The sequence below is a fragment of the Variovorax sp. KK3 genome, assembly GCF_001984055.1.
Taxonomy (GTDB): Bacteria; Pseudomonadota; Gammaproteobacteria; order Burkholderiales; family Burkholderiaceae_C; genus Variovorax.
Genome location: NZ_LYVO01000001.1, coordinates 24,482 through 46,990, shown reverse-complemented (window position 1 = coordinate 46,990; position 22,509 = coordinate 24,482). Strand labels below are relative to the sequence as shown.

Genomic DNA, 22,509 nt, shown 5'->3' with positions numbered 1-22,509 from the left:
TTGAATCGCATTTCTGCGCAACGCCGCCGCATGCCTTCGGGCACCGGCGGCTTTTTATCGGCTACAGCTTCTTCTGAAGAAACAAGGCCTGGCCGTAGGCCGGGTCGAGTTGGAAGCCGGCGAAGCCCTCGCGCTCATACGCATTCAGTGCGCTGCGGTTGCCCGACAGCACCTCGAGCGTGAGCTTGCAGGCGCCACGGGCGCGCGCCTCCGATTCGACGAGGGCGAACATCCGCTGCGCGACACGCTGCCCGCGATGGCTGGACAGCACGACCACGTCGTGCACGTTCACCAGCGGGCGACAGGCGAAGGTGGAAAAGCCCTCGATGCAGTTGACCAGGCCCACGGCCTGCTCGCCGTCGTAGGCCAGCACGCTGAAGGCCTGGGGCCGCGAGGCCAGCGCGTCGGGCAGGCGGGCCAGCACCTCGGGCGCCAGGGCCGTGCCGCCGCCGGCGGGATCGCGGGCATAGGTGTCCAGCAACCCGACCACGGCCTCTGCATGGACCGGGTTGCGGTAATCGGCGAGCAGGACGTCGATCATGTGTTCAGCCCGCTTCGACCACCGCGACCAGTCGGCGCGCGCAAGCCTCCGCCTGCTTCGCATCGCGCGCCTCGACCATCACGCGCAGCAGCGGCTCCGTGCCGCTCGCCCGGATCAGCACGCGGCCGTCGTCGCCCAGCGCTGCCTCGCTGCGCTCGATCTCGGCCGCGAGCGCCTTGCTCGATTTCCAATCCTGCCCGGCGGCAAGGCGCACGTTGATCAGCGTCTGCGGGAACAAGCGCAGGTCTGCCAGCAGCTCGCCCACTTTCCTGCCGCTGCGCTGGCAGGCCTGCAGCACCTGCAGCGCGCTCACGATGCCGTCGCCGGTGGTGTGGCGATCGAGTGCGAGCAGGTGGCCCGAGCCCTCGCCTCCCAGGAGCCAACGGCGCTTTTCCAGCTCTTCGAGCACGTAGCGGTCGCCGACCTTGGCGCGCACGAATTCGATGCCATGCGAACGGAAGGCCATCTCGACAGCCTTGTTGGTCATGAGGGTGCCGACCACGCCGGCGAGCTTCTCGCCACGCGCGATGCGCTCCATCGCCATCAGGTAGAGCAGTTCGTCGCCGTTGAAGAGGCGCCCGGTCGCGTCGACCAACTGCAGGCGATCGGCATCACCGTCGAGCGCGATGCCGTAGTGCGCCCCGTGGGCCTTCACCGCCTCGATCAGCGCACGCGGATGCGTGGCGCCGACGTCCTTGTTGATGTTGAGCCCATCGGGCGCGCAGCCGATGCTGACCACGTCCGCGCCGAGTTCGTGGAAGACCTGCGGCGCCACCTGATAGGCCGCGCCATGGGCGCCATCGACCACCAGCTTGAGCCCTCGCAGCGTCAGGTCGTTGGCGAAGGTGCTCTTGCAGAATTCGATGTAGCGGCCCGCGGCGTCGTTGAGGCGGCGCGCCCGGCCGAGCTGCGCCGAGTCGGCCCACGACGGCGCCTCTTCCAGCGCGGCCTCGACAGCCAGTTCCCACTCATCGCTGAGCTTGGTGCCTTGGGCGCTGAAGAACTTGATGCCGTTGTCGGGGTAGGCGTTGTGGCTGGCGCTGATCACCACGCCCAGGCTGGCGCGCTGGGCCCGCGTGAGGTAGGCCACACCGGGTGTGGGCAGCGGCCCCAGCAGCACGACGTCGACGCCAGCGGAGTTGAAGCCCGATTCGAGCGCCGATTCGAGCATGTAGCCCGAGATGCGCGTGTCCTTGCCGATGAGCACGGACGGACGCGATTCCGACTTCTTGAGCACGCGTCCCACCGCATGCGCGAGGCGCAGCACGAAGTCGGGCGTGATGGGCGCCTGCCCGACCGTGCCGCGAATGCCGTCGGTGCCGAAGTACTGTCTTTTCATCGATGAAGCTCCTGTCCCTGTTGTTCTTCGATCATGGCTTGCCGGACGGCCAGCGCCGCCACGGTGTCGCGCACATCATGCACGCGCACGATCGTGGCACCGCGATCCACGGCCAGCAGTGCAGCCGCGACGCTGGGCACGGCCCGCCCGTCTGCCTTCTCGATGCCGGTGACGGCGCCGATGGACGACTTGCGCGACCAACCCACGAGCAGTGGCCAGCCCGCCGCCACCAGTTCTGCCTGGCGCGCCAGCAGGGCGAAATTCTGCGCCACGGTTTTGCCGAAGCCAATGCCGGGGTCGAGCGTGATGCGTTCGCGCGCAACGCCTGTCGCCTCCAGCGCCTGCACCTGCTGCGACAGAAAGGCCCGCACAGCGGGCACCACGTCGCCTTCCATCGGTGCCGTCTGCATGGTCTGCGGGTCGCGATGCATGTGCATGAGGCAGACGCCGCACGAAGGGTGTGCAGCCACCACCTCGCGGGCTCCAGGCTGCCGCAGGGCCCAGATGTCGTTGACGATGTCGGCGCCCAGGTCGAGCACCGCCTGCATCACTTCGGGCTTGTAGGTGTCGACAGAGACCGGCACACCGAGCTTCACGGCCTCGCGCAGCACCGGCAGCACACGGGCCAATTCCACGTCCAGCGGCACCGCGGGGCTGCCCGGGCGCGTCGATTCGCCGCCGATGTCCAGGATGTCTGCGCCCTCCTCCAGCAGTTGGGCGCAATGCCGCAAGGCCGCGTCCGCCGAAGCATGCGTGCCGCCATCGGAAAACGAATCGGGGGTGACGTTGACGATACCCATCACGCGCGGACGCGACAGGTCGATCTCGAAGCGCGTGGTGCGCCAGACGGCCTTCATGCAGCGCGCCTCGCATCAATGAAAAACGGGGCCAGAGGCCCCGTGGATCGCCAAAGCGTCATGCGGCTCAGGCGGCGGTCGGCGTCGGATCCGGATTGACCGCCGGCGTGCCGCCACTGCCGCCGCTGCCCGACGGAGGCGTGCGCGGCGTCCAGTCCTTGGGCGGACGCGGCTCGCGGCCGGCCATGATGTCGTCGATCTGCTCGGTGTCAATGGTTTCCCATTCGAGCAAGGCCTTGGCCATCGCGTGCATCTTGTCGCTGTTTTCCTCGATGAGGCGGCGCGCCAGGGCGTACTGTTCGTCGATGATGCGGCGGACTTCGGCGTCGACCTTTTGCATGGTCGATTCGCTCATGTTGGTCGTCTTGGTGACCGAGCGACCGAGGAACACTTCGCCTTCGTTCTCGGCGTACACCATCGGGCCCAGCGACTCGGTCATGCCATAACGCATCACCATGTCGCGTGCGATCTGCGTCGCGCGCTCGAAGTCGTTGCTCGCGCCGGTGGTCATCTGATGCATGAAGACCTCTTCGGCGATGCGGCCCCCGAAAAGCATGCTGATCTGGTTCAGCATGTATTCGCGGTCGTAGCTGTAGCGGTCTTGCGCCGGCAGGCTCATGGTCACACCCAGGGCGCGGCCACGCGGGATGATGGTGACCTTGTGCACCGGATCGCACTTGGGCAGCAGCTTGCCGATGAGCGCGTGGCCGGACTCGTGGTAGGCCGTGTTGCGGCGCTCTTCCTCGGGCATGACCATGCTCTTGCGCTCGGGGCCCATGAAGATCTTGTCCTTTGCCTTCTCGAAGTCCTGCATCTCGACCACGCGCGCATTGCGGCGGGCGGCCATCAGCGCGGCTTCGTTGCACAAGTTGGCCAGGTCGGCGCCCGACATGCCCGGCGTGCCGCGCGCGATGATGCTCGGGTTCACGTCCTGGCCCAGCGGCACCTTGCGCATGTGGACGTTGAGGATCTGCTCACGGCCGCGAATGTCCGGCAGCGTGACGTAGACCTGGCGGTCGAAACGGCCCGGGCGCAACAGTGCTGCGTCGAGGATGTCGGGGCGGTTGGTCGCGGCCACGACGATCACGCCGAGGTTGGTTTCGAAGCCGTCCATCTCGACCAGCATCTGGTTGAGAGTCTGCTCGCGCTCGTCGTTGCCGCCGCCGAGGCCGGCACCGCGCTGGCGGCCCACCGCGTCGATTTCATCAATGAAGATGATGCATGGGGCGTTCTTCTTGGCGTTCTCGAACATGTCGCGCACGCGGGCCGCACCCACGCCGACGAACATTTCGACGAAGTCGGAGCCCGAGATCGAGAAGAACGGCACCTTGGCTTCGCCAGCGATGCCCTTGGCCAGCAGCGTCTTGCCGGTGCCGGGGGGGCCGACCAGCAGCAGGCCGCGCGGAATACGGCCGCCGAGTTTCTGGAACTTGGCCGGGTCTTTCAGGAAGTCGACCACTTCCTTGACTTCTTCCTTGGCCTCGTCGCAACCCGCGACGTCGGCGAAGGTAACCTGGTTGTTGTTCTCGTCGAGCATGCGCGCCTTGCTCTTGCCGAAGCTGAAGGCGCCGCCCTTGCCGCCGCCTTGCATCTGGCGCATGAAATAGACCCAGACGCCGATGAGCAGCAGCATCGGGCCCCAGCTCACCAGCAGCGTCATCAGCAGCGAACCTTCTTCGCGCGGCTTGACGTCGAACTTCACGTTGTTGGCAATGAGGTCGCCGACCAGGCCTCTGTCGAGGTAGGTGGCCGTGGTGCGGATCTTGCGGTCGTCGTTGGTGATCGCGACGATCTCGCTGCCGCCTTGGCCTTCCTGGATGGTGGCGCTCTTGATGCGGTTGTTGCGGACCTCCTCGAGGAAGTCGGAGTAACCGACGTTGCCGGCACCGGCGACGCCGCGGGTGTCGAACTGCTTGAACACAGTGAACAACACCATCGCGATGACCAGCCAGACAGCAACCTTGGAAAACCACTGATTGTTCAAACGAAGCTCCAGTCGAAAGCGCGTGACATGGGGACAAAACAAAACGCGCCAGGGCACGCAATTGGCACCCATTTTAGGCTTTTCAACCTGCGAAATGCCGGATTTTCCCTACAGCAGCCATAGGACGGGCACGGTTTTGAGGCGCAAGTGGCGATGGCGCGCGGGTATCAATTCGTATCGATCGCGCTCATCAGCTTGATTTGAGGCCGATCCCCACCATGAAGGTCTCCGAAGAACGATCGCGTGAAGCCTTGGGCTTGATCGATTTCACGACCCGGAAATTCTGCTTGAACAATTGCGTGAGCTCGGCATAGCCACTGCCATGAAACAGCTTGGCGACCAAAGCGCCTTCCGGCTTCATGTGGTGCCGCGCGAAGTCGATCGCAAGCTCGATCAGGTGCGATATGCGGGCCGCATCGGCGGAGGCGATGCCGGAAAGATTGGGCGCCATGTCGGATACGACGACGTCGGCGAGCCGGCCTGCCATGGCCTGCTCCAACTGCGCCAGGACCTCGGCTTCACGAAAGTCACCCTGCAGAAAGGTCACGCCATCGATCGGCTCCATCGGCAGGATGTCGAGCGCGATGATCGTTCCGTCGACTTCGCCCGTCGCGGCGCCGCTCGGCGAAAGGCGGCGGCGCACGTACTGGCTCCACGCGCCCGGGGTCGAGCCCAGGTCCACCACCAGTTGCCCCGGCCTTACCAGGCCGAGCGCCTCGTCGATCTCCTTCAGCTTGTAGGCAGCGCGGGCGCGGTAGCCTTCCTTGTTCGCCAGCTTGACGTAGGGGTCGTTGAGGTGGTCGTACAGCCACGCGCGGTTGACCTTGCTGCTCTTGGGTTTGGACTTCATCGCCGCTCGATAATACGGGGATGCCCGCCATTCAATTGACCCCCGCACAACGCAAGGCGCACCGCGCCGATGCGCACCACCTCGACCCGATCGTGATGATCGGCGGCGACGGGCTCACACCTGCCGTCAAGAAGGAGGCCGACGCCGCGCTCAAGGCCCACGGTCTGATCAAGGTCCGCGTCTTCTCCGATGACCGCGCCGCACGGGAGGCCATGCTGAGCACCCTGGCGGACGAGCTCGATGCCGCGCCCATCCAGCACATCGGCAAGCTGCTGGTGCTCTGGCGGCCCATCCCCGAGAAGGAGCGCACCGTCGACGAAGACCGCATGCCCGGCCCGCGCGACGTCAAGGTCATCAAGTACAGCAAGCGCGGCGGCCAGCGGCCCGAGATCAAGACGCTGCGCGTGCTCGGCAATCAACGGCTCACGCCCGGCGGCACCATCAAACGCGCGAAGGCCAAGAAGCCCTTGTCCGTCAAGAAGCGCAACCAGGCAGACTGACGGATGGCGAGCCAGGACCCGGCGGCCAGCCCGCAGCGCCACATCCTCTGCATGAAATGGGGCACCAAGTACGGGCCCGAGTACGTCAACCGCCTGTACGCCATGGTGCGCCGCCATCTCGTGGGCGACTTCAGCTTCGTGTGCCTGACGGACGACGCCAAGGGCATCCGCAGCGAGGTGCAATGCTTCCCGATCCCGCCGTTGGCGCTCGAACTCGCGCCGGGCCAGGTCGACAGGGCGTGGAAGAAGCTGACCACCTTCGAGGCCGACCTGCATGGCCTGCGCGGCCGCGCCCTCTTCATCGACCTCGACGTGGTGATCGTCGGCAGCCTGGACGATTTCTTCGAGTATCCAGGTGAATTCGTGATCATTCACGACTACGCCCGTCCGTGGCGCCGCCGGCGCATCACCGGCAACTCATCGGTGTATCGCTTCGAGCTGGGTGCGCACCCGGACGTGCTGGCTCATTTCCGGCAGAACATGGACGAGGTGCAGGCTCGCTACCGCAACGAGCAGACCTATCTGTCCGCCTTCATGTACCGCAAGGGAACGTTGGCGTATTGGCCAGCCGAGTGGTGTCCGAGCTTCAAGTACCACGGCATCCCGACCTGGCCCACCAACTACTGGCGCGAGCCTTTCGTGCCGGAGGGTGCGCGCATCATGGTCTTTCATGGTGAATGCAATCCGCCCGATGCGCTGGCGGGCCGGCGCAACCGGCGCTTTCGATTCATTCGGCCGGCGAGCTGGATCACCCGCTACTGGAACGCCTGATCAGGCCTCGCGGCGCCCCATGCGCCAAAGCAGCACCCCGGCGCACAGCCATTGCCCGAGGTACATGGCGCTGCCGAGCGAATGCCAGAGCGGGAGGTTGTCGCGCGCCAGGATGCGTGGCGCTACCGCGTACTCCTGCAGCAAGGCCAGCAGCAGCGCGGCGACGACCCAGCCGATCGCGATGCGCAAAGGCGCGTCCACGCGATCGTGGATCTTCGATCTGAAGTAGGTCAACAGCGCCAGGCCGCAGGCCAGCGCCACCCAGGTCTGGGCCGAGAAAAGCCGCCCGGCGAAGTTGCCTGCCACGGAGGGATTGCCGAGCTGGGCGAAGAGCATCGGGACGACGAGAAATCCGATCGTCGTCAGGCTGCCCCACCAGAGGGCCGCCACGAGCAGCGCGATGCAATCCTTCACCGCGCCTGCCATCACTGGTAGCTGACGCCCACGATCTCGTAGCGCTTGACGCCGCCCGGGGCCTGCACCTCGGCAGTGTCGCCCTCTTCCTTGCCGATCAATGCGCGTGCGATCGGGCTGGAGACGTTGATGAGGCCCAGCTTGAGGTCGGCCTCGTCCTCACCGACGATCTGGTACTTGAGCGCCTCGCCGGTCTTCTCGTCTTCGAGTTCCACGGTCGAACCGAACACGACGCGGCCGCCGGCATCGAGCTCCGACGGATCGATGATCTGCGCGTTCGACAGCATGCCTTCGATCTGCTTGATGCGGCCCTCGATCCAGCCCTGGCGCTCCTTGGCGGCGTCGTAATCGGCGTTCTCGCTCAGGTCACCCTGCGCACGCGCCTCGGCGATGGCGGTGATGATCGCGGGCCGGTCGACGGACTTCAAGCGCTGAAGTTCGTCGCGCAGTTTCTCGGCGCCCTTCTTGGTGATCGGAATGGTGGTGTTGGCCATGTTTTGTTGCTCCAGAAAGCGAAACCGCCGAACGCTGCCGTTCGGCGGTTCATGGATGTACAAGTGATCAGACGAGTGGTCGTCCGGTCAGCCGGCTCAGGATGGCGAGCGGGCTCGAGTCGGGATTGTATTGCCTGGCGGCCGGCAGGTGCAGGGTCTGCTCGAGCATGTACTGGCCCGACATCACCGCATGCGAGGTCTGGTCCGAGAAGCAGACCCACACCGATCCCGCCGGGAAGGCAACGGTCTGCTGCTGCGCATTCGTCTGGTAGTCGAGATCGGACTTCATGCCGTCGTGCAGCTGCAGCATGAGGTGGTCGTACTCGCTGCGCAGCGACTTGGTCACGCGCAGGGCGCGCAGCAGCCTGGCCTGCCAACGCGAATAGCGCTTGGCGCGCGGAAGGAAGCGCCGCGCCACGGTTTCGAAGGGCTCACCGACGCGCCAGACGCGCGGCTGGCCCTCCGGATTGGCGTTGGTAAAAACCCGAAGAATGCGCTCGCCGTAGTTCGGACGCGAAGGAAACGAGTCGACGTGCAGCCGGCGGTCGTCGGCGCGCCAGGACTGCACCCGCGTCTCGACCTGCACCGGGCGGTAGCTGGTGGGCGCCAGGCGCAGCGCCGGCGTGTAGTGCGGCAGCAGTCCGTCGATCAGTTGCCGGGCCTGGCTGCGGAAGCGGCCCACCATCGCTGCGACGGCGCGTTGCCGCGCCTCGTCGCCGGCGGCCCCCTTGAGCCGGCCCTGCGCGTCCAGGCTGATGTTGCGCACGCCCTCGGCCAGCACCGAAGGCGAGAGCAGCTCTCGCTCTTGCGGCAGCAACTCGAAGCCCAGCCGCGGGAAGTACAGCACCTTGCCAGCCTCGAGCGCCGCGATCCACGTCTCGTTGGGCGTGGCCGCGCCCCAGTCGGCGAGGCCCAGTTCGACGAGCTGCGTTTCCACGGCGCCCGCTCCAGCGTCAGGCCAGCGCGAGTTGCGCGTGCATCTCCTGGATCGATATCACGTCCAGGTCCTTCATGTAGCGCATGCCCTCCACCGCGGCCTCGGCGCCGAAGATGGTAGTGAACGTGGTCACGCGCGCCAGCAGGGCCGAGGTTCGGATCTGGCGCGAATCGGTGATCGCATTGCGGCGCTCTTCGACGGTGTTGATGACCAGCACGATCTCGTTGTTCTTGATCATGTCCACGATGTGCGGGCGGCCTTCGGTCACCTTGTTGACCGTGGCGCAGGCGATGCCCGCCGCGTTGATGGCGGCCGATGTGCCCTTGGTCGCGACCAACTCGAAGCCCAGCGCGGCGAGGCCGCGCGCGACCTCGACCGCCCGCGGCTTGTCGTTGTTCTTGACCGAGATGAACACGCGACCCGACTTCGGCAGGTGGGTGCCGGCGCCGAGCTGCGACTTCACGAAGGCCTCGCCGAAGGTCTTGCCGACGCCCATCACCTCGCCGGTGGACTTCATCTCGGGGCCCAGGATGGTGTCGACGCCGGGGAACTTGACGAAGGGGAACACGGCCTCCTTCACGCTGAAGTATGGCGGCGTGACTTCCTTCGTCACGCCCTGCGCAGCCAGCGACTGGCCGGCCATGCAGCGCGCCGCCACCTTGGCCAGCTGGATGCCGGTGGCCTTGCTCACATAGGGCACGGTGCGCGACGCACGCGGGTTGACTTCGAGCACGTAGATGACGTCCTTGCCGTCCTTCTCCTGAATCGCGAACTGCACGTTCATCAGGCCGACCACGCCCAGCGCCTTGGCCATGGCCGCGCTCTGGCGCTTGAGCTCCGCGATGGTCTCGGCCTTGAGGCTGTAAGGCGGCAGCGAGCAGGCGGAGTCGCCCGAATGCACGCCGGCCTGCTCGATGTGCTCCATCACGCCGCCGATCAGCGTCGCGCCATCGGCGTCGCGCAGGCAATCGACGTCGCACTCGGTCGCGTCGTTGAGGAAGCGGTCGAGCAGCACCGGCGAGTCGTTGCTCACCTTCACGGCCTCGCGCATGTAGCGCTCGAGGTCACGCTGCTCGTGCACGATTTCCATCGCGCGGCCGCCCAGCACGTAGCTGGGGCGCACCACAAGCGGATAGCCGAGTTGCTGCGCCTTGTCGAGTGCTTCGGCCTCGGTGCGCGCGGTGGCGTTGGGCGGCTGGCGCAGTTGAAGGTCGTGCAAGAGCTTCTGGAAGCGCTCGCGGTCCTCAGCGGCGTCGATCATGTCGGGGCTGGTGCCGATGATCGGCACGCCGTTGGCTTCGAGGTCCAACGCCAGCTTCAGCGGCGTCTGGCCGCCGTACTGAACGATCACGCCTGTGGGCTTTTCCTTGTCGACGATCTCGAGCACGTCCTCCAGCGTGAGCGGCTCGAAGTAGAGCCGGTCGCTGGTGTCGTAGTCGGTCGACACGGTTTCCGGATTGCAGTTGACCATGATGGTCTCGTAGCCGTCCTCGCGCATCGCGAGCGCCGCATGCACGCAGCAGTAGTCGAACTCGATGCCCTGGCCGATGCGGTTGGGGCCTCCGCCGAGCACCATGATCTTCTTCTTGTCGCTGGGGTCGGCCTCGCACTCGTCCTCGTAGGTCGAGTACATGTAGGCGGTGTTGGTCGCGAATTCGGCGGCACAGGTGTCGACGCGCTTGTAGACGGGCCGCACGCCGAGGGCGCGACGCTTTTCGCGGATCGCGGTGTCGGTGGTCTTGAGCTGGCGCGCCAGCCGGCGGTCGGAGAAGCCCTTCTTCTTGAGCGCAAGCAGCGTGTCGCGATCGATGTCGTCGAGCGACTTGGTTTCGAGCTCGAGTTCGATCTTCACGATCTCCTCGATCTGCACCAGGAACCACGGGTCGATCTTCGTCAGCGAATGCACCTCGTCGACGGACAAGCCCATTGCGAAGGCATCGCCCACGTACCAGATGCGGTCGGGTCCGGGCTCGCCCAGCTCCTTCTCGAGCACCTCGCGGTCTTGCGTCTTCTCGTTGAGGCCGTCGACGCCGACTTCGAGGCCGCGCAGCGCTTTCTGGAAGGACTCCTGGAAGGTGCGGCCCATCGCCATCACCTCGCCCACCGACTTCATCTGGGTGGTCAGGCGCGAATCGGCCTGCGGGAATTTCTCGAAGGCGAATCGCGGGATCTTGGTGACCACGTAGTCGATGCTGGGCTCGAAGCTCGCGGGCGTGGCGCCACCCGTGATCTCGTTGCGCAACTCGTCGAGCGTGTAGCCCACGGCCAGCTTGGCCGCGACCTTGGCGATCGGGAAGCCCGTGGCCTTGGAGGCCAGCGCGGACGAACGCGACACGCGCGGGTTCATCTCGATCACGACCATGCGGCCGTCCTTCGGGTTGATCGAGAACTGCACGTTGGAGCCGCCGGTGTCGACGCCGATCTCGCGCAGCACGGCCAGCGAGGCGTTGCGCAGGATTTGATATTCCTTGTCCGACAAGGTCTGCGCCGGCGCGACCGTGATCGAGTCGCCGGTGTGCACGCCCATCGGGTCGAGGTTTTCGATGGAGCAGACGATGATGCAGTTGTCCGCCTTGTCGCGAACCACTTCCATCTCGTATTCCTTCCAGCCCAGCAGCGATTCCTCGATCAGCAGCTCGTTGGTCGGCGAGGCTTCGAGGCCGCGCTTGCAAATGGTCTCGAACTCTTCCGGGTTGTAGGCGATGCCGCCACCGGTGCCGCCCAGCGTGAAGCTGGGGCGGATGACAACCGGGAAGCCCACGGTCTTCTGCACCGCCCAGGCCTCGTCGAGCGAGTGAGCGATGCCGGAGCGCGCCGAGCCCAGGCCGATCTTGGTCATCGCGTCCTTGAACTTCAGGCGGTCTTCGGCCTTGTCGATGGCCTCGGGCGTGGCGCCGATGAGCTCGACCTTGTACTTGTCGAGCACGCCGTTGCGCCACAGGTCGAGCGCGCAGTTGAGCGCGGTCTGGCCGCCCATGGTCGGCAGGATGGCGTCGGGACGTTCCTTGGCGATGATCTTCTCGACCGTGGGCCAGGTGATGGGCTCGATGTAGATGACGTCGGCCGTGGCCGGGTCGGTCATGATCGTCGCGGGGTTGCTGTTGATCAGGATGACCTTGTAGCCCTCCTCGCGCAGCGCCTTGCAGGCCTGCACGCCGGAGTAGTCGAACTCGCAGGCCTGGCCGATGATGATCGGGCCGGCGCCGATGATGAGGATGCTCTTGAGGTCTGTGCGCTTAGGCATTCTTCTGCCCTTCTTTGTGACTTTGCATGAGCGCGGTAAAGCGGTCGAACAGGTAGCCGATGTCGTGCGGCCCCGGCGAGGCTTCCGGGTGGCCCTGGAAGCAGAAGGCGGGCTTGTCGGTGCGCGCCAGCCCCTGCAGGGTGCCGTCGAACAGGCTGATGTGGGTGGGGCGCAGGTTGGCGGGAAGCGTCTTCTCGTCGACCGCAAAGCCGTGGTTCTGGCTGGTGATGCTCACGCGGCCGTTGTCCAGGTCTTTCACCGGGTGGTTGGCGCCGTGGTGGCCGAACTTCATCTTGAAGGTCTTCGCGCCCGAGGCCAGCGCCATGATCTGGTGGCCCAGGCAGATGCCGAACACCGGAATGCCGGTCTCGATCAGCTCGCGCGTGGCGGCGATCGCGTAGTCGCAAGGCTCCGGGTCGCCGGGGCCGTTGGCCAGGAAGATGCCGTCCGGACGCAGCTTGAGGACGTCGGCCGCCGGCGTCTGCGCAGGCACCACCGTGATGCGCGCGCCGCGCTGCGCGATCATGCGCAGGATGTTCTTCTTGACGCCGTAGTCGAAGGCCACGACATGGAACTTCGGCGTGATCTGCACACCGTAGCCCGGCTTGCCGTCGACGTGGACCAGCTTCCATTCGGTCTGGGTCCACTCGTAGGTCTGTTTGACCGACACCACCTTGGCCAGGTCGAGGCCCGACATGCTGGGCGTGGCCTTCGCAGCCGCCACGGCCTTGTCGATCAGCACCTGAGTGACGCTTTCGCCCGCGGCCAGGCCGAGGATGCAGCCGTTCTGCGCGCCGTGCGTGCGCAGGTGTCGGGTGAGCTTGCGGGTGTCGATGCCGGAGATCGCGACGCTGTTGTTGCTCGCCAGGTATTCGGTGAGTGTCGCGGTCTGGCGGAAGTTGGATGCCAGGAGCGGCAAGTCCTTGATGATCAAGCCGGCGGCATGGACCTTGTCGGCCTCGATGTCTTCCTCGTTGACGCCGTAATTGCCGATGTGCGGATACGTGAGCGTCACGATCTGCCGGCAATAGCTGGGGTCGGTCAGGATTTCCTGGTAACCGGTCATGGCGGTGTTGAACACCACTTCGCCGGTGGTGGCGCCTTGAGCGCCGATCGAGTTGCCGAGAAAGACCGTGCCGTCTGCTAGCGCCAGGATGGCGGGCGGGAAATTTCCCTTGAGAGACAAAAGCACTGGGATCTCCGAATGGATGACGCCCAAGGCGAACCCAAGAGACGGCTCTTGGTCGCGACTTTCGTCGTGGAGTTGGCTTGCGTGCGCTGTGGGCGGGTGTGAGCGGGAAAGCCCTGGATTATAGCCCGCGGCCGCTCAGCCCTTGAGCACGGCGGCGCTCGCGTGAAGGCAGATCGCAGCCGCCGCGGCAACGTTGAGCGACTCCTCGCCGCCAGGTTGGGCGATGCGCACGTGAAGCGCCGCTCGCGCCTCGAGTTCTGCCGAGAGCCCCTGCCCTTCATGCCCCATGAGCCAGGCACAGGGCGCCGGCAAACGGGCCTGGGCCTGCGCCTGGTGCAGCCATTCACCACGGTGCGAACTGGTGGCGATCCACGGCACGGCCAGGGCGTCGAGTGCCTCGATGCCCGAACCCTCCACCAGGCGCAACCCGAAATGCGCGCCCATTCCGGCGCGCAGCACCTTGGGCGACCACAGCGCCGCCGTGCCTTTAAGAGCGATGACCTGCGTGAAGCCAAAGGCAGCCGCGCTGCGCAGGATGGAGCCCACGTTGCCGGCATCCTGCAACCGGTCGAGCACGACGCTGGGCACGTCCGGCACGATGGCAGGCGCTGTCGGCAAGTCGAGCACGAAGCCCATCGACGCAGGCGATTCGAGGCCGCTCACGCCGGCCAGCAGCGCATCTGCAAGTACGACGATCTTCTCCGCAGCACCGGCCCATTCATGCCGGACCACTGGCCAGGTGGATTCGCTGAAGATGGCGACGGCGGCGTGCACACCACGCGCGCGGGCAGCCCTGCACAGGTGATCGCCCTCGAGCCAGACCCGGCCGGCCTTGCGGTACGCGCCAGGGTCATGCGCCAGCTTGCGCAATTCCTTCAACAGCGGGTTGTCGCGCGACGTGACATGGCTCGGCTCCACCGTCGTCATGGCGATGGACGCAGTTCGACTTGAACGCTCTCGACCTGGACGCTCTCGAGCTGAATGTCGATTGGCGCCACTGGCAGCACCGGCATGGCCATGGATGGTTCGCCCGCCACGCGAGCGAGCGCCGCGGCCACCGGGCTGAACGAGCGTCGATGGTGCAGGCAGGCGCCATGGCGCATCAGTGCCTCGAGGTGCTCGGGCGTGCCGTAGCCCTTGTGCGAGGCGAAGCCGTAATGGGGAAACTCGACGTGCAGCTGCTCGCAAAGACGGTCGCGATGCACCTTGGCAAGAATGGACGCCGCCGAGATCGACTTGACGATCGCGTCACCGCCGACCACCGCCTCGGCCAGCACGTCGAGCCGCGGCAGCCGGTTGCCGTCGACCAGCACCTTGGCCGGCTTCAGCCGCAGGCCCTCGACCGCACGCTTCATCGCCAGCATGGTCGCGCCGAGGATGTTGAACTCTTCGATCTCTTCCACGCTGGCCTGGCCGATCGAACAGCACAGGGCCTTGGCCAGGATCTGGTCGTTCAGTCGCTCGCGCTGCAGCGGCGTGAGGGCTTTCGAATCGGCCAGCCCGCGGATGCGCCGCTGGTCGTCGAGGATCACGGCCGCGGCCACCACCGGCCCGGCCAGCGGTCCGCGGCCTGCCTCGTCCACGCCGGCCACCAGGCCTGGCGCATCCCAGGCCAGCCTGGCCTGCTCAGCCTTCAATAACTTTCTGGATCGCATCAGCGCACAGTGTCGGCGTATCGCGCCGCAATTCATCATGCAGCGCGCAAAAACGTTGTTGCAAGGCGTGAACCTTGTCCGGCGAAGCCAGCCAGGCCAGCGTGGCATCGGCCAGCGCACGGGGTGTGGCTGCCTCCTGGATCAACTCGGGCACCACGAAGTCGCGGCTCAGGATGTTGGGCAGCCCGACCCAGGGCTGCAACTGCTTGCGGCGCATCAAGGCCCAGGACATCGCGTTCATGCTGTAGGCGATCACCATCGGCCGCTTGAAGAGCGCGGCTTCGAGCGTGGCGGTGCCGCTAGCAATCAGCGTCACGTCGCAAGCCGCGAGCGCGGCATGCGAGTGGCCGTCGAGCACCTGCACGCGCCCCTGCATGCCGCTGGCGGCCAGCATCCGGTCGACCTCGCCGCGCAGGCTGGGGAGCGTCGGCAGCACGAAGCGAAGCTCGGGCCGGTCTTGTTGCATGAGCGCAGCCGCATCGAAGAAGCGCTGCGCCAGGTAGCGAAGTTCGGATCGACGGCTGCCCGGCAGCAACGCGACGACGGGCCCGCTTTCGTCGAGGCCCAATTGAGCCCGTGCGGCAGCACGGTCGGGCGTCATCGGAATCACGTTGGCGACCGGGTGCCCGACATAGCTCGCATCGATGCCATGATCCGCCAGCAGTGCCGGCTCGAAAGGAAAGATGCACAGCACGTGGTCAGCTGCCGCGCGCAGCTTGTGCACGCGCTCGGGGCGCCAGGCCCAGATGGATGGGCACACGAAATGGGCCGTCTTGATGCCGCGCTCGCGCAGGCCCGCTTCCAGATCGAGGTTGAAGTCCGGCGCATCGACGCCGATGAAGACACTGGCGCCCTCGTCCAGCAGCCGCGCCTTGAGCCGGCGCCGGATCCCAGCGATTTCCGCGTAGTGGCGCAGCACCTCGACGTACCCGCGTACGGCCAGCATTTCCTGCGGCCACCAGGTCTGGAAACCGCGTGCCAGCATCTGCGGGCCGCCAATGCCCATTGCCTTCATGTCAGGCCAGCGGCTTTGCAGGCCGTCCAGCAGCAGTCCGGCCAGCAGGTCGCCCGAGGCTTCACCCGCGACCATGGCAAAACGCCGCGTCGCCTCTTGAGCCATAGAGGTCCTCAGCGCACGATGCCGCGCGTGGCGCCGGCCAGAAAGTCGTTCATCATGGCCACGTCGGCGGCGGCCTCGGGCACCTCGGCGGCCAGGGCGTCGATCGCGACTCGCGCGTCGGCCAGGGTCTTGCCCTCACGGTACAGCAGGCGGTGCATCTGCTTCACTGCGGCCAGGCGCGCGGCCGAGAAATCTCGCCGGCGCAAGCCGACCACGTTGAAGCCTCGCACCGCGAGCGGATTGCCATCGACGAGCATGAAGGGCGGCACGTCCTGCGCTACCGCGCTGGCAAAACCGACCATGGCATGGGCGCCGACCGAGACGAACTGGTGGATGCCCGTCAGCCCGCCGACCGTCACCCAGTCGGCCAGATGCACATGGCCGGCCAGGGTGGTGTTGTTGGCCAGCGTGGTGTGGTCGTCCACCCGGCAGTCATGGGCGATGTGGGTGTACGCCATGATCCAGTTGTCGTGGCCCACGCGCGTGATGCCGCCTGCGCCCGGCACGCCGATGTTGAAGGTGCAGAACTCTCGGATCGTATTGCGGTCGCCGATCACCAGTTCGGTGGGCTCGCCGGCGTACTTCTTGTCTTGCGGAACCGCGCCCAGCGATGCGAACTGGAAGATGCGGTTGTCGCGCCCGATGGTGGTGCGACCTTCGATCACACAATGCGCGCCGACGGTGGTCCCGGCGCCGATCCGCACGTACGGGCCGATGACGGAATACGGGCCGATGCTGACCGTCGGGTCCAGCTCGGCCCCGGCGTCGACGATGGCCGTCGGGTGAACCTGCGTCATCCTGCGATCAGTTGATCTGGCGCATCGCGCACATCAAGGTGGCCTCGCACGCGAGTTCGCTGCCCACCAGCGCCCGGCCCTTGAACTTGGAGATGCCGGCCTTCATGCGCTCGATCTCGACTTCCAGCGTGAGCTGGTCGCCCGGCTCCACGGGGCGCTTGAAGCGCGCGCCGTCGATGGCCGCGAAGTAGTAGACCGTGTTGTCGTCCGGAACGATGTCGAGCGAATGGAAGGACAGCAGCGCTGCGGCCTGTGCCATGGCCTCGAGCATCAGCACACCTGGCATCACCGGGCGGTGGGGGAAGTGACCGTTGAAGAAAGGCTCGTTCATCGTGACGTTCTTCAGCGCCGTGATGCGCTTGCCCTTCTCCATCTCGAGCACGCGATCCACCAGCAAAAATGGATAGCGGTGAGGGAGCAGTTTGAGGATTTGATGAATGTCGAGCGTCATGGTTGTCTGTCCTGCAGCGCCGCTTTCTCCAGTGCCTTGAGACGTTCCCGCAGGGCGTGCAGTTGTTTGAGGGTGGCGGCGTTTCTCTCCCAGGCGGCATTGTCGTCGATGGGAAACACGCCGGTGTACTGGCCCGGCTTGTGAATGGAGCGCGTGACCACCGTCGCGGCCGAGATGTGCACCCCGTCGGCCATCTTCAGGTGGCCGAGCACGATCGCACCGCCGCCGATCGTGCAGTTCGCGCCGATGTCGGCGCTGCCGGCCACGCCAACGCAGCCGGCCATGGCGGTGTTCTTGCCGACGCGGACGTTGTGGCCGATCTGGATCAGGTTGTCGAGCTTGACGCCGTCCTCGATGACCGTGTCTTCCAGCGCCCCGCGGTCGATGCAGGTGTTGGCACCGATCTCGACGTCGTCGCCGATGCGCACGGCACCCAGTTGCTCGATCTTGACCCAGGCACCCTGGTGTGGCGCCAGGCCGAAGCCGTCGGCACCGATGACCACGCCGGGATGCAGCAGGCAACGCGCGCCGACGATGCAGTCCTCGCTCACCGTCACTCTCGACTTCAGCACGGTCTGCGCGCCGATACGGGCACCGCGCTCGATCACACAGAGCGCGCCGATTCGCGCGCTCGGATCGACATGGGCATCGGGATCGATCACCGCGCTGGGGTGGATGCGTGCGCCTGCCGGACCGGCGTGCGAGCGCTTCCACAGCTGCGTGAGCCTGGCGAAGTAAAGGTAAGGATCGGGCGTGAGGATCAAGGCACCGCGCTGCGCGGCCACGTCCCGCATGGCCGGCGACACGATGACGCAGCCGGCCTGCGAGGCCGCAAGTTCCTTCTGGTATTTGGGATGGCTCAGGAAACTGAGCGCATCGGGCTGCGCGGTCGCCAACGGCGCAAGGCGCTCGATCGACAGCGCAGGATCCCCCTGCAGTTCGCCCCCAAGGGCTTCAACGATCGCGCCTAGCCGCAGTGCCACGCCGGTTCACGGCGTCACTTGCCGCCCGCAACCGACGCGTTGAGCGCCTTGATCACCTTCTCGGTGATGTCGTGCTTGGGATTGATGTAGATCGCCTCCTGCAGGATGGCGTCGTACTTCTCGGCCTCGGCCACCTGCTTGACCACACGGTTGGCACGTTCGTAGACCTGCTGCAGTTCTTCGTTCTTGCGGGCGTTGAGGTCTTCCTGGAACTCGCGACGGCGACGCTGGAAGTCGCGGTCTTGGTCGACCAAGGCGCGTTGGCGGCTGGTGCGCTGGCTCTCGGCCATCGTCGGCGCCTCGCGCTCGAATTTCTCGGACGCGGTCTTGAGTGCTTCGCCCTGCGCCTGCAGGTCCTTCTCGCGCTTCAGGAACTCAGCTTCGAGCTTGGCCTGCGCCGCCTTGGCGGGCTGGGCCTCGCGCAGTACGCGATCGGGATTGACGAAACCGATTCGGAAGGTTTCCTGCGCCTGTGCGGGCGAGCCCGCAAGCACGAAAGCAGGGATCAGCAGCGCACCGGCGGCACGAAGCAAAGGAGTCATTAGAAAGAGGTTCCGATCTGGAATTGGAGGCGTTGAATTCTATCCTTGGGGATCGGATGCAGAGGATCGGTCAAGTCCTCCTTCTGCTGCCTGACGGGAATGGCATACGCGAGGCGCAGCGGCCCCAGCGGCGAGATCCAGCTGATCCCCAGGCCGACGGATGCGCGCAGCTTTTGCTGCGCCTTCCACTGCGCGTCCGTCATGAGCGGATCGCGGGAATCGGCGAACACGTTGCCGACGTCGAAGAAGCCGTAGAGCCGCAGCGTGCGGTCGTTGCCGGCGCCCGGGAACGGCGTGCTCAGCTCCATGTTGAAGATGGCCTTCTTCGTGCCGCCGAGCGCAGCGCCTTCGGTCTGGCCGTACAGCGGCACGTCGCGCGGGCCCAGCGAGTTCTGTTCGAAGCCACGCACCGAGCCCAGGCCACCGGCGTAGAAGTTCTTGAAGATCGGGTAAGGCTTGCCACTCATGGCCTTGGCATAACCCGCCTCTCCGTTGATGGCGAAGGTGTACTGCTTGCTGATCGGGAAGAACTGCTGGTACTGATAGCTGGTCTTCCAGTAGCGCATGTCGCCGCCGACGCCGACTTCGAGGTTGGCACGCTGCAGCCGGCCACGGGTGGGCACCAGTGCGCTGTCTCGATCGTCGCGCGACCAGCCGATGGACAGGGGAACGCCCCAGACGCTGTCGTTGGTGCAATCGGGCACGACGCCCTGTGCCGTGGTGGCGCAGCCGAAGTACGTGCGATACGACTGCGGCGTCAGGTAGGCGACGTTGCCGCCCGGGTCGAAACGATAGCGCTCCAGGCCGATGCCGAAGTACACGGTGTCGACTTCGCTGAACGGCACGCCGAAGCGGATGGTGCCGCCTTCGTTGACCAGGCGGTAGTCGCCGTCCACGCTGTAGTAGGGCCGCGTGGTGGTATGGAACAGGCTGAAGCTGCGCGAGATGCCGTCCTTGGTGAAGTACGGATCGGTGGTCGTCAGCGACAGGGTGCGGGCGTACTTGCTGGTATTGACCTGCAGGCCGAGGTAGTTGCCCGAGCCGAACACGTTCTCTTGAGCGATACCGAAGGTGAACGACACCTTCTCGGCGCTCGAGAAGCCGGCGCCCAGCTGGAGGGTACCGGTGGGCTTTTCGGCCACGTTGATGGTCAGGTCCACCTGGTCGGGCGATCCCGCCACTTCCTGCGTTTCGACGTTCACGTCGGTGAAGAAGCCCAGGCGGTCCACGCGGTCACGCGACAGCTTGATCTTGTCGCCGTCGTACCAGGACGCCTCGTACTGGCGAAACTCGCGCCGGATCACCTCGTCGCGGGTCTTGTTGTTGCCGCCGATCGACACGCGGCGCACGTACACCCGACGCGAAGGCTCCGACTTCAGCGTCAGCGCCACGCGGTTGTTCACGCGGTCGATCTCGGGCTCGGCCTGAACGCGGGCGAACGCATATCCGAAGGTGCCGAAGTAGTCGCTGAAGGCCTTGGTCGTTTCCGTGACCTGCTCGCCGTTGTAGGGCTCGCCGGGCTGGATGGTCACCAAGGACTTGAACTCGTCGTCACGGCCCAGGTAGTTGCCCTCCAGCTTGACGCCGGACACCACGAACTTCTCGCCTTCGGTGATGTTGACGGTGATGCTCAGGTCCTGGCGGTCCGGTGAGATCGCGACCTGCGTGGAGTCGATGCGGAACTCGAGGTAGCCACGTGTGATGTAGTAGGAGCGCAGCGTTTCCAGGTCGGCGTTGAGCTTGGCACGCGAGTACTGGTTGCTCTTGGTGTACCAGCTCATCCAGCCGCCGGCGTCCTGGTCGAACAGGTCGAGCAGCGTGCCCTCGCTGAAGGCCTTGTTGCCGACGATGTGGACTTCGCGGATACGCGCGGAATCGCCTTCGGTGACGGTGAAGGTCAGGTTGACGCGGTTGCGCTCGATGGGGGTGACGGTGGTCACGACCTGGGCGTTGTAGAGGCTGCGGCTGATGTACTGGCGCTTGAGTTCCTGCTCGGCGCGGTCGGCCAGTGCCTTGTCGTAAGGGCGGCCGTCGGCCAGGCCCACGTCGCGCAATGCCTTCTGCAGCACGGCCTTGTCGAATTCCTTGGTGCCGACGAAGTCGACGTCGGCGATGGTGGGCCGCTCCTCGACGATGACCACCAGCACGTCGCCGGTGACGTCGATTCGCACGTCCTTGAAGAGGCCCAGGTCGAACAGCGCGCGGATGGCAGCGCTGCCGCGTTCGTCGTTGTAGGTATCGCCGACGCGCAGGGGCATCGACGCGAAGATGGTGCCCGGCTCGACCCGTTGCAGACCTTCCACCCGGATGTCGCGGACCGTGAAGGGGTCGACGGCCCAGGCGAGCGAGGCCGAGAAAGCACTGGCGACCAGCACGGCTACGCTACGCAGGCGAAAGCGACTGAAATTATTGTTCATCTGTGATTTGCGCCGGCGCGGAAACGGCCGACAGATAGTTAACCAAAGAGCCGAGTCACGTCATTGAAGAGCGCGATCGACATCATGACCAGCAGCAGTGCCACTCCCCCGCGCTGGAGCCGTTCCATCCATGCCTCGGAGACGCTCTTGCCGGTCAGGCCCTCCCAAAGATAATACATCAGGTGCCCCCCATCGAGGACCGGCAGCGGCATGAGGTTCAGGACGCCAAGACTCACGCTGATGAGAGCGAGGAACACCAGGTACTGGGTCAGTCCCAGGCTGGCCGACTTGCCTGCGTAGTCGGCGATGGTCAACGGCCCGCTGAGGTTCTTGATCGAGGCTTCGCCGATCAGCATCTTGCCCAGCATGCGCACGGTCAGGGCCGAGACCTCCCATGTGCGCACGACGCCGCGCCATACCCCATCGACCACGCCCTGGCGCACCGTGACCATCTCGGGCGGTGCGCCCACGTAGGCGCCGACGCGGCCGAATCGGGCACCGCCTTCTTCGCGCACCTCGGGCGCGACCTCCACGCGCAGCGGCTGCCCGCCGCGCTCGATGTCCCAGGCCTGTGCGCGCGGCTGGTCGCCGTCGACCGACGCGCGAATCGCCTCGCGCAGTTGCTGACCGTCGACGATGGCCGTGCCACCCACGGAGCGCACCACGTCGCCGCTGCGCAGGCCCGCTCGCTCGGCCGCACCACCCGCCATGACCTCCCCGATCTCGGGACGCGTGAGCGGCGCGACGATGCCGATCTTTCGGAACATCTGCGCGTCGGCGTCCTTGGCGCCGATGCGGCTCAAGGGCAGCACGATCTCGCGCGTCTGCCCTCCACCGCCGCCGGCCACCTCGAGCGTGATGTCGCGACCGTCGAGCGCGCCGCGCGTGATGCGCCAGCGCAAATCTTCGAAAGACTGGACGGCTTCGAGCTCGCCATCGAAGCCGGCGCGCGAGACCAGTTCACCGCCCCGCAGGCCGGCCTGATCCGCGAGCGACGCCGCCACGGGGCGGGCGAGCTTCGCGACGGGCTCTTCGACTCCGATCCAGTTGACGGCCGTGTAGAGCGCGATGGCCAGCAATAGATTGGCGATCGGGCCTGCGGCCACGATTGCCGCGCGCGAGCGCAGCGGTTGGGTGTTGAAGGCGCGATGGCGTTCCTCGGGCGCTACCGGCCCTTCGCGCTCGTCGAGCATCTTCACGTAGCCGCCCAGCGGAAAAGCCGCGATCACGAACTCGGTATCTTGACCGGGATGCTGGCGCTTGGGTTTCCAGCTGTAGAGCGTGTGGCCGAAGCCGACGGAGAAGCGCAGCACCCGCACGCCGCAGGCGACAGCGACGCGGTAGTGGCCGTACTCGTGCACGGCGATGAGCAGGCCCAGCGCTACGATGAAGGCGACGACGGTGAGCATGAATGTCCCCTG

The 22,509-nt window shown here is 66.0% G+C and carries 21 protein-coding genes; 2 read left to right on the top strand and 19 right to left on the bottom strand.

What is annotated here, in order from left to right; translation table 11 throughout:
• Window positions 1-61 precede the first annotated feature (61 nt).
• The 5 genes from B0W80_RS00230 to B0W80_RS00210 all read right to left on the bottom strand — a co-directional run bounded on the left by B0W80_RS00230 (window position 62) and on the right by B0W80_RS00210 (window position 5,571).
• The gene (locus B0W80_RS00230) at window positions 62-541 is read right to left on the bottom strand and encodes a GNAT family N-acetyltransferase (protein WP_076997084.1); all 480 of its coding nucleotides are present in this window, start codon (window positions 539-541) and stop codon (window positions 62-64) included.
• Window positions 542-545: 4 nt separating this feature from the next.
• Entirely contained in the window at window positions 546-1,880 is a 1,335-nt protein-coding gene (glmM, locus tag B0W80_RS00225; protein WP_076997083.1) for a phosphoglucosamine mutase, read from the bottom strand.
• Window positions 1,877-2,737, bottom strand: a complete 861-nt coding sequence (folP, locus tag B0W80_RS00220; RefSeq protein WP_076997082.1) for a dihydropteroate synthase — start codon at window positions 2,735-2,737, stop codon at window positions 1,877-1,879. The genes glmM and folP overlap by 4 nt, the downstream gene beginning before the upstream one ends.
• A gap of 67 nt (window positions 2,738-2,804) precedes the next feature.
• Entirely contained in the window at window positions 2,805-4,721 is a 1,917-nt protein-coding gene (gene ftsH / locus B0W80_RS00215) for an ATP-dependent zinc metalloprotease FtsH (protein WP_076997081.1), read from the bottom strand.
• 190 nt (window positions 4,722-4,911) lie between these two features.
• Window positions 4,912-5,571: an RlmE family RNA methyltransferase gene (locus B0W80_RS00210; protein WP_076997080.1), complete on the bottom strand. Its 660-nt coding sequence runs from the start codon at window positions 5,569-5,571 to the stop codon at window positions 4,912-4,914.
• 20 nt (window positions 5,572-5,591) lie between these two features.
• Between B0W80_RS00210 and B0W80_RS00205 the strand changes: the two genes are divergently transcribed.
• A complete protein-coding gene (locus B0W80_RS00205; RefSeq protein WP_076997079.1) occupies window positions 5,592-6,071 on the top strand; it encodes a YhbY family RNA-binding protein in 480 nt (159 codons plus the stop codon).
• A gap of 3 nt (window positions 6,072-6,074) precedes the next feature.
• A complete protein-coding gene (locus B0W80_RS00200) occupies window positions 6,075-6,842 on the top strand; it encodes a glycosyltransferase (RefSeq protein WP_076997078.1) in 768 nt (255 codons plus the stop codon).
• On the opposite strand, the gene B0W80_RS00195 is transcribed toward B0W80_RS00200, so the two are convergent.
• The 14 genes from B0W80_RS00195 to rseP all read right to left on the bottom strand — a co-directional run bounded on the left by B0W80_RS00195 (window position 6,843) and on the right by rseP (window position 22,497).
• Window positions 6,843-7,256: a DUF4149 domain-containing protein gene (locus B0W80_RS00195; RefSeq protein WP_083745113.1), complete on the bottom strand. Its 414-nt coding sequence runs from the start codon at window positions 7,254-7,256 to the stop codon at window positions 6,843-6,845. It abuts the gene before it with no gap.
• 11 nt (window positions 7,257-7,267) lie between these two features.
• Window positions 7,268-7,750: a transcription elongation factor GreA gene (gene greA / locus B0W80_RS00190; protein WP_076997076.1), complete on the bottom strand. Its 483-nt coding sequence runs from the start codon at window positions 7,748-7,750 to the stop codon at window positions 7,268-7,270.
• Window positions 7,751-7,817: 67 nt separating this feature from the next.
• The gene (locus B0W80_RS00185) at window positions 7,818-8,687 is read right to left on the bottom strand and encodes a Kdo hydroxylase family protein (protein ID WP_076997075.1); all 870 of its coding nucleotides are present in this window, start codon (window positions 8,685-8,687) and stop codon (window positions 7,818-7,820) included.
• 16 nt (window positions 8,688-8,703) lie between these two features.
• A complete protein-coding gene (gene carB, locus B0W80_RS00180) occupies window positions 8,704-11,931 on the bottom strand; it encodes a carbamoyl-phosphate synthase large subunit (protein ID WP_076997074.1) in 3,228 nt (1,075 codons plus the stop codon).
• Window positions 11,924-13,123, bottom strand: a complete 1,200-nt coding sequence (gene carA, locus B0W80_RS00175) for a glutamine-hydrolyzing carbamoyl-phosphate synthase small subunit (RefSeq protein ID WP_076997240.1) — start codon at window positions 13,121-13,123, stop codon at window positions 11,924-11,926. Before carA ends, carB begins: the two co-directional genes overlap by 8 nt.
• A 135-nt stretch (window positions 13,124-13,258) precedes the next feature.
• Window positions 13,259-14,050 carry an RNA methyltransferase gene (locus B0W80_RS00170; protein WP_076997073.1) on the bottom strand — a complete coding sequence of 264 codons (792 nt, stop codon included), beginning with the start codon at window positions 14,048-14,050 and terminating at the stop codon, window positions 13,259-13,261.
• Window positions 14,047-14,778 carry a ribonuclease HII gene (gene rnhB / locus B0W80_RS00165; protein ID WP_076997072.1) on the bottom strand — a complete coding sequence of 244 codons (732 nt, stop codon included), beginning with the start codon at window positions 14,776-14,778 and terminating at the stop codon, window positions 14,047-14,049. Before rnhB ends, B0W80_RS00170 begins: the two co-directional genes overlap by 4 nt.
• On the bottom strand, window positions 14,750-15,898 hold the full coding sequence (gene lpxB / locus B0W80_RS00160) for a lipid-A-disaccharide synthase (RefSeq protein WP_179106793.1): 1,149 nt from the start codon (window positions 15,896-15,898) through the stop codon (window positions 14,750-14,752). Before lpxB ends, rnhB begins: the two co-directional genes overlap by 29 nt.
• Before the next feature lie 8 nt (window positions 15,899-15,906).
• The gene (gene lpxA, locus B0W80_RS00155; RefSeq protein ID WP_076997070.1) at window positions 15,907-16,695 is read right to left on the bottom strand and encodes an acyl-ACP--UDP-N-acetylglucosamine O-acyltransferase; all 789 of its coding nucleotides are present in this window, start codon (window positions 16,693-16,695) and stop codon (window positions 15,907-15,909) included.
• Between the two features lie 7 nt (window positions 16,696-16,702).
• Window positions 16,703-17,146 carry a 3-hydroxyacyl-ACP dehydratase FabZ gene (gene fabZ, locus B0W80_RS00150; RefSeq protein ID WP_076997069.1) on the bottom strand — a complete coding sequence of 148 codons (444 nt, stop codon included), beginning with the start codon at window positions 17,144-17,146 and terminating at the stop codon, window positions 16,703-16,705.
• On the bottom strand, window positions 17,143-18,129 hold the full coding sequence (gene lpxD / locus B0W80_RS00145) for a UDP-3-O-(3-hydroxymyristoyl)glucosamine N-acyltransferase (protein ID WP_076997068.1): 987 nt from the start codon (window positions 18,127-18,129) through the stop codon (window positions 17,143-17,145). The genes fabZ and lpxD overlap by 4 nt, the downstream gene beginning before the upstream one ends.
• Before the next feature lie 14 nt (window positions 18,130-18,143).
• On the bottom strand, window positions 18,144-18,671 hold the full coding sequence (locus B0W80_RS00140; RefSeq protein ID WP_076997067.1) for an OmpH family outer membrane protein: 528 nt from the start codon (window positions 18,669-18,671) through the stop codon (window positions 18,144-18,146).
• On the bottom strand, window positions 18,671-21,088 hold the full coding sequence (gene bamA, locus B0W80_RS00135; RefSeq protein ID WP_076997066.1) for an outer membrane protein assembly factor BamA: 2,418 nt from the start codon (window positions 21,086-21,088) through the stop codon (window positions 18,671-18,673). Before bamA ends, B0W80_RS00140 begins: the two co-directional genes overlap by 1 nt.
• A 38-nt stretch (window positions 21,089-21,126) precedes the next feature.
• Window positions 21,127-22,497 (bottom strand): RIP metalloprotease RseP, encoded by a 1,371-nt coding sequence (gene rseP, locus B0W80_RS00130; protein WP_076997065.1) that lies wholly within the window; start codon window positions 22,495-22,497, stop codon window positions 21,127-21,129.
• Window positions 22,498-22,509 lie beyond the last annotated feature (12 nt).

Coding starts and splice junctions, on each gene's coding strand:
- B0W80_RS00230 (WP_076997084.1), bottom strand. CDS start 541: ATGATCGACGTCCTGCTCGCCGATTACCGCAACCCGGTCCATGCAGAG.
- glmM (WP_076997083.1), bottom strand. CDS start 1,880: ATGAAAAGACAGTACTTCGGCACCGACGGCATTCGCGGCACGGTCGGG.
- folP (WP_076997082.1), bottom strand. CDS start 2,737: ATGAAGGCCGTCTGGCGCACCACGCGCTTCGAGATCGACCTGTCGCGT.
- B0W80_RS00210 (WP_076997080.1), bottom strand. CDS start 5,571: ATGAAGTCCAAACCCAAGAGCAGCAAGGTCAACCGCGCGTGGCTGTAC.
- B0W80_RS00205 (WP_076997079.1), top strand. CDS start 5,592: ATGCCCGCCATTCAATTGACCCCCGCACAACGCAAGGCGCACCGCGCC.
- B0W80_RS00200 (WP_076997078.1), top strand. CDS start 6,075: ATGGCGAGCCAGGACCCGGCGGCCAGCCCGCAGCGCCACATCCTCTGC.
- greA (WP_076997076.1), bottom strand. CDS start 7,750: ATGGCCAACACCACCATTCCGATCACCAAGAAGGGCGCCGAGAAACTG.
- carB (WP_076997074.1), bottom strand. CDS start 11,931: ATGCCTAAGCGCACAGACCTCAAGAGCATCCTCATCATCGGCGCCGGC.
- B0W80_RS00170 (WP_076997073.1), bottom strand. CDS start 14,050: ATGACGACGGTGGAGCCGAGCCATGTCACGTCGCGCGACAACCCGCTG.
- rnhB (WP_076997072.1), bottom strand. CDS start 14,778: ATGCGATCCAGAAAGTTATTGAAGGCTGAGCAGGCCAGGCTGGCCTGG.
- lpxB (WP_179106793.1), bottom strand. CDS start 15,898: ATGGCTCAAGAGGCGACGCGGCGTTTTGCCATGGTCGCGGGTGAAGCC.
- lpxA (WP_076997070.1), bottom strand. CDS start 16,695: ATGACGCAGGTTCACCCGACGGCCATCGTCGACGCCGGGGCCGAGCTG.
- fabZ (WP_076997069.1), bottom strand. CDS start 17,146: ATGACGCTCGACATTCATCAAATCCTCAAACTGCTCCCTCACCGCTAT.
- B0W80_RS00140 (WP_076997067.1), bottom strand. CDS start 18,671: ATGACTCCTTTGCTTCGTGCCGCCGGTGCGCTGCTGATCCCTGCTTTC.
- bamA (WP_076997066.1), bottom strand. CDS start 21,088: ATGAACAATAATTTCAGTCGCTTTCGCCTGCGTAGCGTAGCCGTGCTG.
- rseP (WP_076997065.1), bottom strand. CDS start 22,497: ATGCTCACCGTCGTCGCCTTCATCGTAGCGCTGGGCCTGCTCATCGCC.